Genomic DNA, 16,365 nt, shown 5'->3' with positions numbered 1-16,365 from the left:
AGGTTGTGATCGCCATGTCCCCGGCCAGCGCCAAGAAATCCACCGAAACCCCGTCCATCCGCAACGAAACCGATTCCTTCGGACCGATCGAGGTGCCGGGCGACAGGTACTGGGGCGCACAGACGCAGCGGTCGTTGCAAAATTTCAAGATCGGCGGTGAAACCATGCCCAAGCCGCTGATCCGCGCCTTCGGCATCCTTAAACGCTGCGCCGCGCTGGCCAATGCCGAGCTTGGCGCGCTGGACCCCAAAATCGCGCAGGCCATCGCGCAGGCGGCGGAAGAAGTCATTGACGGCACGCTGGATGGGAATTTCCCGCTGGTCGTCTGGCAGACCGGGTCTGGCACCCAAACCAACATGAACGTCAACGAGGTGATATCAAACCGCGCGATCGAAATGATGGGCGGCGAGATGGGGTCGAAAAAACCCGTCCATCCCAACGACCACGTCAATATGGGCCAGTCGTCGAACGATTCCTTTCCCACCGCCATGCATATCGCGGCGGCGGAACAGGCGCACCACGAACTGGTCCCGGCGCTGGAACACCTGCACGCCGCGCTGGACGCCAAGGCGCGCGATTTCGCGGGCATCGTCAAGATCGGGCGCACGCATCTGCAGGACGCAACGCCTGTAACCTTGGGGCAGGAATTTTCCGGCTATGCCGCGCAGACGGCGTATGCGATCGAGGGGGTCAAGCGCGCCCTGCCCCGCGTGCTGGCGTTGGCGCAGGGCGGCACGGCGGTCGGCACCGGCATCAACTGCAAAAAAGGCTTTGCCGAGCTGTTCGCGAAAAAGGTCGCGGAATCGACCGGCCTGCCCTTCGTCACCGCGCCCAATAAGTTCGAGGCGCTGGCCACGCATGACGCGCTGGTGGAGCTGCATGGCGCGCTTAACGCCATCGCGGCATCGTTGATGAAAATCGCCAACGACATCCGTTTGCTCGGCTCCGGGCCACGTTGCGGCATCGGGGAAATCTCGCTGCCCGAAAACGAACCGGGTTCGTCGATCATGCCGGGCAAGGTCAACCCCACTCAGTCCGAGGCGATGACGCAGGTCTGCGCGCAGGTCATGGGCAACCACGTCACCGTGTCGGTCGGCGGATCGAACGGGCATTTCGAGCTGAACGTGTTCAAGCCGGTCATCATCTACAACGTACTGCAATCGATCCGGCTGATCGCGGATGCCTGTAATTCCTTCACCGACAACTGCGTCGTCGGCATCGCCGCAAACACCCAGCGCATTGACCGACTGTTGCATGAAAGCCTGATGCTGGTGACCGCGCTCAACCCGCATATCGGGTACGACAACGCCGCAAAAATAGCCAAAAAGGCGCATCACGACGGCACCTCGCTGCTGGATGCGGGCAAGGCGCTTGGCCTTCTGGACGAAGAAAAATTCAAGGCGTGGATCAACCCCGCCGAGATGGTCCACCCCAAAGATTGATGAAAAAACGTTCGGTCACCCTGAAAGGCCACCGGACCTCGGTGAGCCTGGAACCCGAATTCTGGGCCGTGCTGGAGGAGCTTGCCGCGCGGCGCGGCCAAAGCCTTCAAAAGCTGGTCGAGGGCGTCGATCAGGTCCGCGGAATCCGGTCCCTCGCCGCCGCTTTGCGCGTGCTGGCATTGGCGGAAAAATAAATCTGCCACGACAATTTCACAACTTCGTCCCGAAAAACGACTGGAAATTTTATGACCCTGATTCATGTCAACGGCGCATGAGAACGCGCGAATATCAAAACATCAAGGTGTGTCATGAATTTCCCAATTACTTCCTCTGAATCCAGCCCAAGCCCTTCCTCCATTGCCAGTGTCTTCACGCTGGTCACACTGGCTGGCTATAAGGCGGCCAAGGCCGATTTTGCCGAGCCGGGCAAACTGCGCCCGTATCTCGCGACGCTAGGCGAGGCCGACACGGATACGCAGCTCGCCGCCATCGACGGCATCTCGACCTTCTGGGACGATACCATTCCTGAATGCATGCCATGTCTGGCCCGCCAGATCGCCGCCGTCGCCTCTCAGCCATGGCTGAGAGAGCGGCAGGCCGCCAAGTTAATGGACGTATCCAAAAAATTCGGGCATTTCGCCCGCGCGCACGAGGATTACACCTCTTTGCGCATAGTGCGCGAGGCGTTCAAGATGCACGGGCAAGACGTACTTGAGTATACGTTCGATCAGGGCATCCAGTCAGCCATCGCGCGCGCGGACGCCCGAGCGCCCAAGCCGGAAAAACTCGTACTCGCCGCGGCCTGATCGCGAAGGCCGTTTAGCGGCCCAGCGAGTTCAATACACCCTCCAGCAATTGCTGCTGGGGGGTTTTCTGTTGTTGCTGCGGCTGTTGTACCGGAGCCGTATCAGGAGACGCGGAATCGGACGGCGGGGTATTGGAAGGTTGGGTATTGGATGACTGGCCACCGCCAAGGAACTGGTTGACGATGCCGCCCACCGGCGAATCCTTGAGCTTGCCGCCCAGCTTGTCGTCGATCAGGTTCTGGACCTTGTTGCCGAGTTTCTTGCGCACAAGGCTGTCGAGCGCGTCGGAGGACACGGATTTCGACGGGCTGTCCAGCGGGCCGGACAGGCGCAGACCGATCACCGGCACATCATTGGGCTGGGTGACCTGCACGTTGCTTTGCAGGTCCATGGTCCAGCGCGCAAAGCTGACCGTGCCGTTGGTGGTCAGAATCGCGTTGGTATTCGTGGTTTCCAGCTTGAAGCCGTTGACGGCCATGTCGCCGTTCGTAATCGGGAATTTGTCGCTGAAATCCTTGAATTTGGTCTGGCCGCCCGAAAAGCCCTGGGTGGCGAAACCCGCCAGCACGCCTTTCCAGCCGCCGTCGAAGGCCTCGACGATATTCGCGGCCAGCTTGTCGATATCCATGCCATAGATGACCAGATTGCTGGCGGCGACATCGACCCCGCCGTTGAGCGAGGAAACCAGAGCCGCCGCGGACACGCCCGCGCCCTTGATCGCGATCGAGGCCGAACCGGTGCCGTCGGCGCGTTTCTGGGTGGACGAGGTCAGCGCCTGCAGGAACGAGCCGATCGCAACGTTTTTAACGTCGGTATCAAGCGCGACGTTGAGCGGCTGGCCGCTGCCCGAACTGGACGCATCGAGCGTGCCGTCCAGCGTACCGCCGAACAGCTTGCCCGAAAGCGGCGACACCTTCATCACACCGTCCTTGAGTGCGAGCGCGGCCTTTGCGTCCGTCAAGGTCCAGTTGCCGTAGATCAGCGTACCGGCGGAAAGTTTAATGTCGGCATTCACCGCTTTCATGAAGCCGGTGTCCAGCGCTTCGCGCGACCACTGGCCGGTGCCGGAATTGGCGGCGGTGGTCGTGGATGCGCCCTGACCCGTGTTCGACGCGGCGGCCTTGCGCGCCGAATCCTTGCCCGAAACACCAACCAGCGCCCCGACGTCGAGGGTCTTGCTGGCCAGATCGGCGGTGATCGACGGGACGCCGCCGCCCAGATCGGCCTTGAGCTTGCCCGACAGGTCGCTGGACCCCAGCGTCGCCTTGAGGTCGGAGAGCGTATAAACCTTGCCGGAAATGCCCAGCGTGGCCGCGATATCGACCGGTTTCGCACCGCCCGCGCCGGAATTACCGAAGCCCGGCGAGAAAACGCGGATCGCCTGAACCATATCCGGATTGCGCAGGCGGATGTTCAACGTGCCGGGCAGTTCGGGCGAGAACGGATCGTCGAGCGTGCCGGAGGCGTTGAGCGTAAAGCCGAGCGCCTGCGCCATCGCGTTGACGGCCATGGATTTGCGGTCGCCCTTGGCCTTGATCGTGCCGTCGAAGGCGCCGATTTTGGTTTTCACATCCAGCGGCTTGCCGGTCACCGCGCCGACAAAGCCTTGAAGATCGCCGGTGCGCAGGCCCGCCTGCATATCGACGCCGGACATCGCCTTGAGGTCGGCAATGGCGCCGGAGGCCGAAAGCGTGCCGCCGTTCATCCCCGCCTCGGCGGTGGTCAGATTCAGACCCTTGCCGTCATAGGCACCGACCGCGCGGACATTGGTCAGCGTCAGGTCGCCACGCACGAGCCGGTCGAGCGCGAGATCGAATTTGAGGCCGAAGGGCAGTTGCGGCGGGTTGAAATCGATATCGATTTTCGCGGGCGTGCCGGACGAGGACGATGCGGCGGTATCCGCCTTGGCATCTTTGGCGTCGGCCGTCTGCGCGGAGGCAGCGGCGGCAGGCGCGGGCAGCGTCCAGACATTGCCCGCCAGCCTGACGTTCAAAAGCGGACGCGCGCCCACGGTATAAGCGATTCCGCCGGTCAGTTTCGGTTCACCCAGCGCGAGGTTGCTGAATGTCACCTGCGCGGTGCGGCCCTCGATACGGATGTCCGCATCCATATCGACACGTTTCGGCATTCCCGGCTGGTCGAAAGTCTTGGCGTCAACAAGGGCGAGCCAACCCGAAAGCACGTCGGGCAGCGAGGCGATCGTGCCGAGCGCCGTGCCGGTGACCACACCCTTACCCGCCGTCGCGGCGGAAAGCGCGAAATTCCCGCCGCCCGGCAGATCGGCCAGCGTGACATGCACATCGCCCTTGCCGTCGCTGGCGGTGGCGTGCGCGTCGAACGCGCCCGTCGCCTTGTCGTGATAGGACAGGCCGCGCGCGCGGATCTGCACGTCGCCCTTAAGCCCCGTGGGCAGCGCGAAATCAGCGGGCAGCAACGTCGCGGCGGATTGCGCCGGGCTTGCTGTTTTCGCCGCCGGTTTTGCATCCTTCGCCTTTTCGTCCTGTGCCTTTCCGGCAGCCTTGTCCTGTTGCGCCTTGACCTTGCCGGCCACGTCCATCCATGCGCCGATATCCAGAAGATCGTTGGTTTCAAGGTTTGCGGATACGGTGGGGGTTTCGGATTTCAACCCTTCGACATCCAGTTTGGCGGCGAATTTGGTCCCGGCAAGGTCCAGCGCGCCATTGGTCAGCACCACGCGGTTTTCCCCTGCGGTCAGCATGCCGGAAAGCGTCGTGCGCCCGCCCAACGAGGGCACAGCGGCGGATACGCCGACATCGTGCAGCAAGCCCGCCAGATCGCCAAAGCTCAACCCCAGTTCGCCCTGCGCCTCTTTCTTGCCGGTGTCGACGACGCCCGACCATTTGACGTCGGCGCGCCCGTCCTTGTCGGAGGCGGTCAACTGCACCGGCAGGGTTTCGCCCGCGCGGTAGCCGCCGGTGCTGACGTTCACGTCGAAGGCGGCGTCATCGTAACCAATCGCGCCGGAAACATCGAACGGGCCGGACAATGTGTCGGCCTTGACGCGCAAATCCTTAATACCCACGGTATGCATCGTGCCCGTCGCGTCGTCGCGTACCGTCACCTGGCCGTCTTCGATGCGCACGGCGTTGACGCTGACATTCTGGCCGCCGGATGCGGAGGAAGTCGACGAGGACGCGGAAGCGTCCGCGCTTTCCTGCGCGGATGCTTGCGATACGGGCGTGTAATTATTGGTGCCGTCCTTATAGGTCACCAGCGTGACCACGGGTTTTTCCAGCGTCACCGATGATACCTCGACCTTGCCGGAAAGCAGCGGGATCAGCGCGATATGTACATCGGCCTGTTCAAGTGCGAGGAACGGGTCGCTATGGCCTGCGACGGGTTTGGTCACCACGACGTCGCCGATGGTGGCGTGCGGCGTGGGCAGAAAACCGATGCGGAACGCGCCATTGATCGCAAGGTCGTAGCCCGTCGCCTCCTTCACCTTCTGACGGGCGATGGACTGGTATTTGCTCCAGTCGACGAAACCCGGAATAACCAGCAGGGCGATGATAACGGCCGCGAACAGGCTGCCGCCGATGACGAGCGCACGTTGTTTTTTCATATTCATTTCTCCGCTTTTCGCCGCGATTATGGCGGCGCAGGCGAGCGGAATCAAGGGCGGGGGTGGATTTGACCGTTCAGGCCATATATTGCCCGCCATTGGCGGAAAGGGTCGCACCAGTGATATAGGCCGCGTGGTCCGAGGCCAAAAACGCCACCAGATCCGCGATTTCCTCGGGCCGTCCCATACGTGCCATCGGAATCGCGCGGATGATGCCATCGAGCACCTCTTTTTTCATCGCGCCGGTCATTTCGGTTTCAATATAGCCGGGGCAGACCGCGTTGACGGTGATGCCCTTGGCCGCGCCTTCCAGCGCCAGCGCCTTGGTAAAGCCGATCATCCCCGCCTTGGCGGCGGCGTAATTGGTCTGGCCCAGTTGCCCTTTCTGACCGTTGATCGAGGAAATGTTGACGATGCGCCCGAAATTACGTTCGCGCATCCCGCCCACCACCGCGTGGCACATGTTGAAGCAGGATGTCAGGTTGGTTTCGATTACGGCGTGCCAGGCATCCTCCTCCATCTTGTGCAGCATGGCATCGCGGGTGATGCCGGCGTTGTTGACCAGAATGCCAACCGGACCGACTTCCTTTTCGATCTGCGCCACGCCCGCGCGGCATTCGCCGAAATGCGAAACGTCGATCTTGTAGACATGCGCGCCGGTTTCGGCGCGGAAGGCGTTGGCCGCATCGACATTGCCGTGATAGATCGCCGCGACGTCGTGTCCCGCCGCGATCAGGGCGCGCGAAATGGCGGCGCCGATGCCGCGGGTGCCGCCGGTGACGATGGCTGTTTGTTTCGTGCTCATTCCACTGTCTTCCATTCCATGGTGTCGTCGCGGGCGACGCACATTGCGACCCCCATGCCACCGCCGATGCACAGCGTGGCCAATCCCTTTTGCGCGTCGCGCCGCGCCATTTCATGCAGCAAGGTCACCAGTATCCGCGCGCCTGACGCGCCGATCGGGTGACCGATGGCGATCGCGCCGCCGTTGACGTTGGTCTTTTCTGGGTCGAGTTTCAGCCCATCCATAACGCAGCACGCCTGCGCGGCGAACGCCTCGTTGCTTTCGACCAGATCAAGGTCCGCGACTGTCCACCCGGCCTTGTCCAACGCCTTTTTGCTGGCCGGGATCGGGCCGGTGCCCATCACCGCGGGATCGACGCCCGCGCTTGCCCAACTGACAATTCTGGCAAAGGGTTTAAGGCCGCGTTTTTCCGCCTCGGACGCGCGCATCAGCACCACCACCGCCGCCCCGTCATTGAGGCCGGAGGCATTGCCCGCGGTCACGCTGCCGCCATCCGGCTTGAAGGCGGGCTTCAGGGTGGAGAGCGCCTGCGCGGTGACGCCGGGGCGGATGAATTCGTCGGAATCGAAGGTGATTTCCTCCTTGCGGCGCTTGAACGTCACCGGGGCGATCTCGGCCTTGAACCTGCCTGACGCGCGCGCGGCCTCGGCCCGTTGCTGCGAGGTGGCGGCCAGCGCGTCCTGACGCGCGCGATCGACCCCGGCCTGCGCCGCCACGTTTTCGGCGGTGATGCCCATGTGATAGTCGTTGAAGGCGTCCCACAACCCGTCCTTGATCATGGTGTCGGTCAGTTTCGCGTCGCCGAATTTGATGCCCGCGCGCATGTGCACGGCGTGGGGGCTTTGGCTCATGCTTTCCTGACCGCCGCAAACCATGATCGCGGCATCGCCCAGCGCAATCGCCTGATAACCGAGCGCGACCGCGCGCAGGCCGGAGCCGCAAATCTGGTTGATCGTATAGGCTGTGCGTTCGGCGGGAATGCCCGCCGCCATCGCCGCCTGCCGCGCCGGTCCCTGCCCGGCGGCAGCGGTAAGAACCTGACCGAGCACGACTTCGTCCACCTCGTCCGGTTTTACACCCGCGTCGGACAGCGCGGCCTTGATAACCGTTGCGCCCAGTTGATGCGCGGGCATATCGGCCAGCGCGCCGTTGAAATTGGCGACGGCGGTGCGTTTCGCGGCGACGATGACGATGGAGTCGCCGGTAACCGGTTTCGGGGCGGGCATGACGGAATGTTCCTGTTTCAATGTTGCGGCCAGCGGGACGGTACAGGCGTCGCGTAGCCCCATCAAGGGGCGAATATTGTGCAGCGCATGGTATTAATGCGCAGCCAGAAACGCAACAACCCGGTCCCAGACCGCAGCAGGCGCGCGGGCGGATGCCATCATGCCGATATGCCCGATTTCAGGCGTATGTTTTTCGGCTGCGACGATTTGCGCATGCAAGGCCAGCGCGGATTGCTGCGGCACCAGCCGGTCCCCACCTGCCGCAACGACCAGTGCAGGGGTGCGGATGGTGGACGGGTCGGCCAGCGCTCTACCGATGGTCCAGACGCCGTTCGCGGGTTGGTTTTCGACATACCATTCCTCCAGCGCCTGCCGCGCCGCAGGAGCGGCCAGATCGACGCCGTCGTTCAGCCAATCTTCGACCGTCACGAAGCGGCGCGCGGCCTCGCTGTCCTTGTCCATTTCGGCATAGGCGCGGAACTTATTGAAGGCGAACAAGGGATCGATCGAAGCGAACAGCGCCTGAATCCAGTCAACCGGCAGGACGCCGGTGGCCGCCATCACGCCTTGCGCCGAAAGCGAAAAGGCCTGCATGCGCAGGGCGCGGAACGGGTCGCCCGCGTGAAAATCCCACGGCGCCGCCAGCGCGGTCAGGCTGCGGACGTTAGCGCGGTCCGCAAGCGCCGCCAGCGCCCCCGCCGCCATGGTGCCGCCCATGCAATAGCCAATCACATGCGGGCGGTTCAGGCGCGCCATGGCGGGATGAAGCCTGCGCAGGATGTAATCGTCGATGGTGAATTGTTTTTCCGCCGCGCCCGGCATGTCCCAATCAAGAATATAGGGCGCATAACCCCGATCGCGCAGGTAGAGTACAAAGGATTGCCGCGCATCAAGATCAAGGATATGAAACCGGTTGATCAGCGAGGGGACCAGCAGCACCGGCGCCGCGCCTTCTTGCGCACCGTTCACGCGCAGCAATCTGCTCGTGCCATCCTGCCAAACCGTTTCGTGCCTTGGCGGCTTTACCGACCGCCCCGCATGACGGTAGGCATCGATGCCCCGTATCATCGCGCCTGCCATATCCGACACCGCCCGCAAAACATTTTCGCGCTTTTCCGGGTCGGCGGCCAACGGCCAAGCAGCGGCGGTCAACATAGCGGCGGTGGTCAATGCGTGCAAGCCAAACGGGTGCGACGGCTGCTCCGATGGTGAACGCTTTGCTGCGTTTGCCGTAATGCGTGCGCGTTTTTTTGCTGCGCGTCCGGGGGCTGGTGTGCGGGACTTTTCTTTCATCGGCTTTTGTGCCTATATAATGGTGTATCCAGAACTTATCAAAGGAGTTTCCCCGCGATGGTCCGTCCGCGCAAAAAGAAGGACGACGTTATCGTCGTCAAGAAATACGCCAATCGCAGGCTTTACGATACCGGGCGTTCGTCCTATGTCACGCTTGACGATTTGTGCGAAATGATCAAGGAAGGCCAGGAATTCGTCGTTCAAGACGCCAAATCGGGCGAAGATCTGACGCAACAGGTCTTGACCCAGATCATCGTCGAGCAGGAGTCGCGCGGACAATCGATGCTGCCGCCCAATTTTCTGCGTACGCTGATCAAATTCTACGGCGACGGAATGCAGGGGCTGGTACCGAATTACCTGGAACAGGCGCTGCAAAATTTCGTGCAGCATCAGGAAACCTTGCGTCAGTCCGTTTCCAAATCGTTCACCGGCATGATGCCCGGCATGTCGATGATGCCCGGATCGCAAGCATTCGAGGAACTGAACCGCAAGAACATCGAAATGTTCTCGCAGACCATGAACATGTTTTCACCCTTCCGCGCCTTCGGGCCACAGGGCGCCCAGCCCGCCGCACCCGGCAAGCCGGCAGGCGCACAGACCGGACCAGCCAAGGCGCCAAGCCGTGAGGATCGCGTGCGTCAGCTCAAGGCCGATATCACCAAAATGCAGGAAGAGTTACGCGGACTTATTCAATAGCATGAACGGCCCCGAACGGGGCCGTTTTCATACCGCCTGCTGGATTCGGCGTTCGTGATTCTTGGGCAGCCATGTCCGTTCGATGGACGGGTAGCCATAGGCGTAACCCTGCAGGTAATCGAGCCCGTTCCGGCGCAACAATTCGCCTTCGGCTTCGGTTTCCACGCCTTCGGCCACGGTTTTCAAATTCATGCCGTCGGCAAGTTCGACCAGCGATTTCACAAACAGGCGATTTTCAACCTGATCGATCTTGCGGATGTATTCCTTGTCGATCTTGACCACGTCTATGGCCAGCATCTTAAGCTGGCGGAACGAGGTTTGCCCCGCGCCAAAATCATCGAGCGCGATACGGCATCCCAGTTCCTTAAGCGTATTTATGATGCGAGCCGCCGATTCAATATCGTCCATCGCCGAGCTTTCGGTGATTTCCACGATCAGGCGTTTGCCGACCTGCGGCTTGCCCGCCAGCAAGCCCACCGCGGCACGCAGCCATGCGGTATCCATCAAGGAAAGATTGGAAACGTTGACCGACAGGTTGATCTGGGGGAAGTGCTCCAGTTCGCGCACCGCCGTATGCAGGCTGTAAATATCCAGCAGGCGCATCATGCCCAGTTCTTCCAGCGAAGGAATGAAACTGTCGGCCGGGACCAGTTTGCCGCTTTCGTCCACCATGCGGATCAGGCATTCATAGAAGCCTATTTTATCGCCCTGCTCCAGATCGATCACGGGCTGGAAGGCCATACGCATGCGCCCTTCCTCCAGCGCGCGGTAGACCGCCTGTCCGCCGGCCAGCAGCTTGCGCGCACGTTCGCGTTTTTCAGCCAGAGGCGAGGATACGACGAAGCAGCCGCGCCCTTTCGCCTTGGCCGTGCCAAGCGCGGCCTCGGCGCGGGCCACAATGTCGGACCCTTTTTCTTCGGTGCTGACCAGCGCGGCGCCGCCGATCGACAGGCCGATCATGACCGGTCCATGCATCGTCAAAACCGGCGTTGAAGTAAAAAGTTGAAGCAAGGCCGCCGCCAGCGCATCGGCCTGGGAATGCGGCATGTCTTCGAACAGCAGGCCGTAAATATCGCCCGCGATGCGGGAAACCTGCGCCCGCCCTTCCAGAAAAACAGAAAGGCGATGTTCGACCTCGACCAGCACCGTGTCGACAAAAGAAGCGCCGTAAGAGGCATTGAGCAGCCCCACGCGATCAAGCCCAAGCGCCATGAAATAGCCGCGGTTGCGTATCGCCGTGCTGCGCCCCAGAAGCAGACGTTCCATCACCTCTGCAATTGCCGCGCGCGACGGCGCGGCAGACGTGAGAGCCGCCGTGGCAAGCATATCCTCGCGTATGATGCCGGACAGGACCGGACTGGTATCGTGTTCGTTCAGCGCAATACGACCTTCAAGGCGCATCGTGCGCTGGGTCCCGTCGCGCAAGCGCAGGCGGAATGGTTCGGAGATACGGCGCGTGCCCGCACCTTCCAGACGCGCGACATGATCCTGCAGCGCGGTCATCAGATTCGGCAGATCTTGTGGATTGATCAGCGCCTTAAATGCATTGGCGGTGTTCGGCACGTCATCCGGCAGCAGACCCAGAACAGGCGCTGGCGAACCGCGCCATGCCAGCGTGCCATTTGAAAAATGCCACGAAAAGCCAACCTGGCCCAAATCGGCCAGCGTGGAATCGAATAATGTGTCTTCGGATGCAAGCACGGTCGTAATCCAGTTTCTTCCATTCCATTGTAGGAAGAGAAGTTTAGGAAAACGTTACCGAAAATTTTAATTAAATTTCCGGGCATTTCGCTCAAAACCCGCGCAATTCTTTATTTTTCCCGTTAATGCGCCGGTTAACAAAACGTCAATTTTACTCTGGAAAGCGTTAAAGCAGCGATTTCATGAACCGCGCGAGGCTGTCACGCGTGGCCATGGCCTGATCGAACTGGGTGATGTCCCCTTCATGCGCGATGGCGTTGAACATGCCGTCCTTATAGAAGAACAGCATCGCCGCACCCGCGCCCGTGCCGTCCGGCATGACGCAGGCTACGTCGGCGACCGCGAAATCCTTTTGCTTTCCGACCTGGGCGGCATCGAAAGACTGGTCGAACGTGCCGGAGCAACGCTGGCGCGTCTTGGACAGATAGGCCGCGACGGCCTGATCGAAGCTCTGTCCGCGCGGCAGTTTCTGCTGCTCAGCCGTGCCAAACACCGTGCCGGTATCCCAGCGGAAAGCACCGAATTGCGGGGTCGAAACCTTGCGCACTTTTTCAAACCCGCCAACCATCGGAATGCCCGCGCGTTGCAGGTAACCCTGAATGTCCACGCCGCTTGGCCCCATGTCCCGCGCCGCATCCGGCGCGACGGATACGGGTTGATACATCGCAGAGGGCGCAGGCGGCGCCGAAACCACAGGTGTCGAAATTTGCGCCGTCTGCGCGTAAACCACAGGCACAGATTTATCACCGGGTTTGGCCACGAATTGCGGTGTGGCCTGATCGGCGGAAACAATAGGCGCCATTTTCGGGGTGGCAATTTTCGCGGGCACCGTCGGCATTGATGCTGTCTGCGCAACCACGGGCTGGGCAATTACGGGCTGGGCAACGGCAGAAGACGGTTGCGGTTGTACCTGCTCCTGCACGCGCATCTGTGCCACCTGTTGCGCACGGGCGCGGCTTTGGGCCAGTTCCTTGGCCAGGCGGACATTTTCAGCTTCTGCCTCGGCAAAACGGGTATTTGCTTTCTGCAAGTCTGCGGACACTTTCTGCTCCGCCAGCGCGTTCGCTTCGCGCGTTTTAAACTCTGCAGCTGCCATCGCATTGTCCACCGCAGCGCGGGTCGGCGCGGCGGTCAGTCGTTTGTTGATTTCCTGCGAAAGCACGCCATTTTGCGCACGCAACGCCGCGATTTCGGATTGCAGGGCGCCCATATCGGCATTGTCCCGGCCGGACGACGCCAGCTGGGATTGCAGGCGTTGGTTTTCCGCAAGAAGGGTCTGAACATCACGGTTGGGCGTCGTATTCGCCGTCGCATTCGTGCGGGCGGCAATGACGTCGTTTTGTGCCGCCGCCAGTTGTTTTTCAAGGCTGGCGATCTTCGCCGCAGCCTGCGGATCGGTTCGGGTATTTCCGTGTCTGTCGACGCCTGACTGTGCCGCCGCGCGACGCGCATCGGCCAACTGCGCCCTGAGCGACTCCAATTCGGCCGTGGCGGCGCCATCAGCCGAACCAGAATTCATATTCGTGCGCGCGGCAATGACGTCGCTTTGCGCGGCGGAAAGTTGTTTTTTCAGGGAATCGCGCTCGGCCTCAATGGAGGCAATGCGTTTTTCAAGATCAGCAGCATTGTCACCGGATGGCGGCGGCGCCTCATGCCCGCTTGCAATCTGTTCATTACGCGCGCGCTCATATTCCAGCTTGCGCACCAGATCGGCGCGTTCGTTTTCAAGTTGCTGGATACGTGCGTTGGCGCCAGCATCAACAGGTTCGCCCTTCGCCTTTTTTCCCTGCTTTTCGTCTTGACGCTCGCGCTGCAACAGGTCGCGGTATTCGTTGCGTTCGGCCAGCGCCGAGGCCAGGTTGGATTTGGTTTCAGCCAGCGCCTCGGCCATCTGGTCGTTGCCGGAGTAAACCACTTGCGCAGCCTCATCACCCGCTGCGGGTGCGGTTTTTTGCATGTCAGCGGCGCTGGCCAGTTTTTGCGCCAGCATTTCGTTATCGGCCTTGAGCGCGGCGAGCTGTTTTTTCAGCGTGTCCGCCATGCCAGTATCGGCGGCAGGTGCGGAGGCAAGGCGTTTTTCCAGTTCAACGTTGTGCTTTTGCAGATCCTGCATCTGGCGCGACATTTCAGCCATACGGTCATCATCGCTGCCGCCCTTGGCCATGATCGCCTCAAGCTTTTCGCGACGGGCGCGTTCGGCATCCAGAACAGTTTGCAGTTCACGGCGATCGGCCTCGGCCTTGCGTCCGATCTCGACGATTTTCTGATTGGTGTCCGCATCGTTCGCGGTTGTGGTCACCGAGGCTTTTTCCGCCGCCTCGCGCTGGGCATTCGCGGTCTGTAGCTGCGTCATCAGGTCACTGTTGCGCGTTTCGAGAACCGAAAGCTGATCCGACATGGTTTTGAGCTTCGCGGAATCGTCCTGCGCCACACGCATTTTTGCGGCATCGGCGCGCGCCGTATCGAGTTTCGTCAACATGTCCGCCTTTTCCGACGAAAGTTGCGAAAGCTGGGTTTCCTTTTGCGCCAGTTCCATACGCGCCTGCCCCAATTCGCGCTCTGCCGCCTCGCGCCGGGCCTGTTCGGCCACGGCCTTTTGCTGCATATCCTGCGCCGCTTGCTGCTGGTCGCGCAGTTTCGCCATGTCGGCGTTCAGGCGCGCGATTTCGTCGGCGTGCTGCTTGGTCAGTGCCGCTTCCTTGGCCTGTTCCGCGTCCGCCATCTTGGCGCGTTCGGATTCCAGCTGCTTTTGCATGTCGGCCATTTTGACTGCCGCATCGGCACTGGAAAGCTGCATTTCCTGCAATGCCTTCTCCGCCGCCTCGCGCCGCGCCTGTTCCATCGAAGCGCGGGCACCCGTATCCTCAAGTTGGGACTTCATGTCCGCGACCTGACCCGCGGTCTGTTGCAGCGATTTATTCTGCTTCTCCAATTCGGAAACGCGCGTGCGCAGACGCTCTTGATCCTCAAGTGACGCTGCCGCTTTTGTCTTTTGATCCTGTAGCAATTTTTCGACTTCAAGCCGTTTCTGCCGTTCGGATTCCAGCGTTTCACGCAGGGTCTTGAGTTCGCTGTTGCTGGCCTCGAGCGCGGTGATGCGTGCGCGCAGTTCGCCGCGCTTTTCAGCATCAGCGGTTTTCTGGCCCAAGCTTGCCTCGAGCGCCGCGCGTTGCTGGCGTTCCGATTCCAGCATGGATTTAAGTGATTTCTGATCTTCCAGCGCCTGTTTGAGGGTCTGTTCGTCCTGCGCTTCCTGTTGCTGGCGGGCGCGCTCGTTTTGAAGATTTTCGACCAGCGCGTTTTTCTCGCTTTCAAGCTTGGCCAGTTTGTCCGTCAGTTCCCTGTTTTCAGCGGTGGCGGGCAGCGCCCCGGTCGCGGCGGCGGAGGTCGTTCCCTGTTGCTTTAGGGCCGCGACGATACCCGCGTTTTCCTGTTTGAGGGCATTCAACTGTGTGCGCAGATCGTTCAGCGCGCCATCATCCGCCGATGCGGTGTTGGCCGGTTGCGGCGCGGTGACCTGCGGCGCGGCGCCGATGCAATTGACCAACTGGCTAGTGCCGTTGCCAAAATCGGGGACCGAAAACGCGTAGCGCGTGTCATCGAGGATGACGCCAAGCTCGCTGGCATTGCTTAGCGCGTTGAAGAATTGTGGGTCCTGGCCGGTGCGCAGAACAAGGGCGTTGGGCGTGGCGGGACGCGTCAGGAATTCGCGCTTGAGGCCGTTGCCCGCCTGCAGACCTATGCGATAAGTCTGGTTGGGATCGAATAAAGGTTGCTGAAAGTCGACCGCGACCGTCCCCTCGCCCGATGTGTTACGCGCGAAGGTGATGACGGTGTTGCCGTCGAAGCGTCGGGCCAGCGTGCAATAGGGCGCACCGCCCGCCGTTGGATCGACGCGGCTGATGGACCATGATGTCACGGGGGTGAAAGTCTGCCCCGTCGCGGCGGCGGCGGCATGAATATGGGCGGCAAGACCAAAGGCGGACACACCGATACCCAGAAGGGCAAGCAGACTGCGGCGGCGAAGCATTTCAAGCACCTCTCGAACGGGAGGGGATGGATCCCGGAAACGCGGCCTTACGAATCGCCGCAAGTGACAGGATACCTGCTTCGCTGGGGGGCTCCTAGCATTTAGTTAACAGAATCTTAACGCCCGATCATTTGCCTTTAACGATGCATTTTGTTATGTAATTTGTATTCTTTATACGACCATGGTCCAGCACATGACTTTTGAAAACCAACTTACGTTGGGTAAACTTTTCCCGGACGGCCCGCAACCGAACGGCTCTGCAGATATTTTTCCGCGTTCGCCTTTTACGTTCGGGCATATTTTCAACGAGAACCCGGGCGGCACGATCATCCCCGTTTCGCAAAACACGGGCGGGCAACCCGTTGCATCGGCAGGCGAAGCCGAAATCCGTTCCCAATTCGAGCGCGCCGTATTGGATGCAAGCGCCATACTGCATATGATTCACGATCAGGAAGCTCGAAACACTCCGCCGGGAAACGCTCCCGAGAATTTGTGGATGTTGAATTTCGGCCAAGACCACATCACCGTTTCGCTGCGGCACAGGCTGGGCGAGGGTAAAAATCCTGATACAAGGCGGTCCATTCTGAGCATGGAATTTCACAAGGCCGGGATCGCGGTTCGTGAAACCAATCATCTGGTTCTAGCAGATGGCAGGAAATTCGCGCTTGGCTACACGGCACGGAATATCGCTGTAACGGAAGGCGCCATGCATATCGAAGACTGGCTTACGGGCATGGCACAGGTGCCAATCGGCGCCCGCCGTCCGCGCTGGGCCTGAATTTG

Annotated in this window: 11 protein-coding genes; 5 read left to right on the top strand and 6 right to left on the bottom strand. The window is 61.0% G+C overall.

Features of this window, described 5'->3' with window-relative positions; genetic code table 11:
* Nucleotides 1-14: 14 nt before the first annotated feature.
* The 3 genes from fumC to H6866_07810 all read left to right on the top strand — a co-directional run bounded on the left by fumC (nt 15) and on the right by H6866_07810 (nt 2,248).
* Nucleotides 15-1,442: a class II fumarate hydratase gene (fumC, locus tag H6866_07820; protein USO07323.1), complete on the top strand. Its 1,428-nt coding sequence runs from the start codon at nt 15-17 to the stop codon at nt 1,440-1,442.
* A complete protein-coding gene (locus H6866_07815; GenBank protein ID USO07322.1) occupies nt 1,442-1,636 on the top strand; it encodes a ribbon-helix-helix domain-containing protein in 195 nt (64 codons plus the stop codon). The genes fumC and H6866_07815 overlap by 1 nt, the downstream gene beginning before the upstream one ends.
* 114 nt (nt 1,637-1,750) lie before the next feature.
* Entirely contained in the window at nt 1,751-2,248 is a 498-nt protein-coding gene (locus H6866_07810) for a hypothetical protein (GenBank protein USO07321.1), read from the top strand.
* A gap of 13 nt (nt 2,249-2,261) precedes the next feature.
* On the opposite strand, the gene H6866_07805 is transcribed toward H6866_07810, so the two are convergent.
* The 4 genes from H6866_07805 to H6866_07790 form a co-directional block, all read right to left on the bottom strand.
* Nucleotides 2,262-5,831 (bottom strand): AsmA family protein, encoded by a 3,570-nt coding sequence (locus tag H6866_07805; protein ID USO07320.1) that lies wholly within the window; start codon nt 5,829-5,831, stop codon nt 2,262-2,264.
* Nucleotides 5,832-5,907: 76 nt separating this feature from the next.
* The gene (phbB, locus tag H6866_07800; protein USO07319.1) at nt 5,908-6,636 is read right to left on the bottom strand and encodes an acetoacetyl-CoA reductase; all 729 of its coding nucleotides are present in this window, start codon (nt 6,634-6,636) and stop codon (nt 5,908-5,910) included.
* A complete protein-coding gene (locus H6866_07795) occupies nt 6,633-7,862 on the bottom strand; it encodes an acetyl-CoA C-acetyltransferase (GenBank protein ID USO08626.1) in 1,230 nt (409 codons plus the stop codon). The genes phbB and H6866_07795 overlap by 4 nt, the downstream gene beginning before the upstream one ends.
* 93 nt (nt 7,863-7,955) lie before the next feature.
* Complete coding sequence (locus H6866_07790; protein USO07318.1) at nt 7,956-9,155, bottom strand: alpha/beta fold hydrolase; 1,200 nt, start codon at nt 9,153-9,155, stop codon at nt 7,956-7,958.
* A gap of 57 nt (nt 9,156-9,212) precedes the next feature.
* Here H6866_07790 and phaR point away from each other — a divergent pair, with 57 nt between their 5' ends.
* Complete coding sequence (gene phaR, locus H6866_07785; protein ID USO07317.1) at nt 9,213-9,851, top strand: polyhydroxyalkanoate synthesis repressor PhaR; 639 nt, start codon at nt 9,213-9,215, stop codon at nt 9,849-9,851.
* 27 nt (nt 9,852-9,878) lie between these two features.
* On the opposite strand, the gene H6866_07780 is transcribed toward phaR, so the two are convergent.
* Together H6866_07780 and H6866_07775 are read right to left on the bottom strand one after the other, a co-directional pair.
* A complete protein-coding gene (locus tag H6866_07780; GenBank protein ID USO07316.1) occupies nt 9,879-11,552 on the bottom strand; it encodes an EAL domain-containing protein in 1,674 nt (557 codons plus the stop codon).
* 166 nt (nt 11,553-11,718) lie between these two features.
* Nucleotides 11,719-15,582 (bottom strand): hypothetical protein, encoded by a 3,864-nt coding sequence (locus H6866_07775; GenBank protein ID USO07315.1) that lies wholly within the window; start codon nt 15,580-15,582, stop codon nt 11,719-11,721.
* Between the two features lie 193 nt (nt 15,583-15,775).
* On the opposite strand from H6866_07775, the gene H6866_07770 reads away from it, so the two are divergent.
* Complete coding sequence (locus H6866_07770; protein USO07314.1) at nt 15,776-16,360, top strand: hypothetical protein; 585 nt, start codon at nt 15,776-15,778, stop codon at nt 16,358-16,360.
* Nucleotides 16,361-16,365: the final 5 nt, after the last annotated feature.

This window comes from Rhodospirillales bacterium (assembly GCA_023898805.1).
GTDB lineage: Bacteria > Pseudomonadota > Alphaproteobacteria > Micavibrionales > UBA1664 > UBA6145.
The sequence above is the reverse complement of the archived record's forward strand: the minus strand, read 5'-3'. Positions and strand labels throughout refer to the sequence as shown.

Coding starts and splice junctions, on each gene's coding strand:
- H6866_07795 (USO08626.1), bottom strand. CDS start 7,862: ATGCCCGCCCCGAAACCGGTTACCGGCGACTCCATCGTCATCGTCGCC.
- H6866_07815 (USO07322.1), top strand. CDS start 1,442: ATGAAAAAACGTTCGGTCACCCTGAAAGGCCACCGGACCTCGGTGAGC.
- H6866_07805 (USO07320.1), bottom strand. CDS start 5,831: ATGAAAAAACAACGTGCGCTCGTCATCGGCGGCAGCCTGTTCGCGGCC.
- fumC (USO07323.1), top strand. CDS start 15: ATGTCCCCGGCCAGCGCCAAGAAATCCACCGAAACCCCGTCCATCCGC.
- H6866_07770 (USO07314.1), top strand. CDS start 15,776: ATGACTTTTGAAAACCAACTTACGTTGGGTAAACTTTTCCCGGACGGC.
- H6866_07790 (USO07318.1), bottom strand. CDS start 9,155: ATGAAAGAAAAGTCCCGCACACCAGCCCCCGGACGCGCAGCAAAAAAA.
- phaR (USO07317.1), top strand. CDS start 9,213: ATGGTCCGTCCGCGCAAAAAGAAGGACGACGTTATCGTCGTCAAGAAA.
- H6866_07810 (USO07321.1), top strand. CDS start 1,751: ATGAATTTCCCAATTACTTCCTCTGAATCCAGCCCAAGCCCTTCCTCC.
- phbB (USO07319.1), bottom strand. CDS start 6,636: ATGAGCACGAAACAAACAGCCATCGTCACCGGCGGCACCCGCGGCATC.
- H6866_07775 (USO07315.1), bottom strand. CDS start 15,582: ATGCTTCGCCGCCGCAGTCTGCTTGCCCTTCTGGGTATCGGTGTGTCC.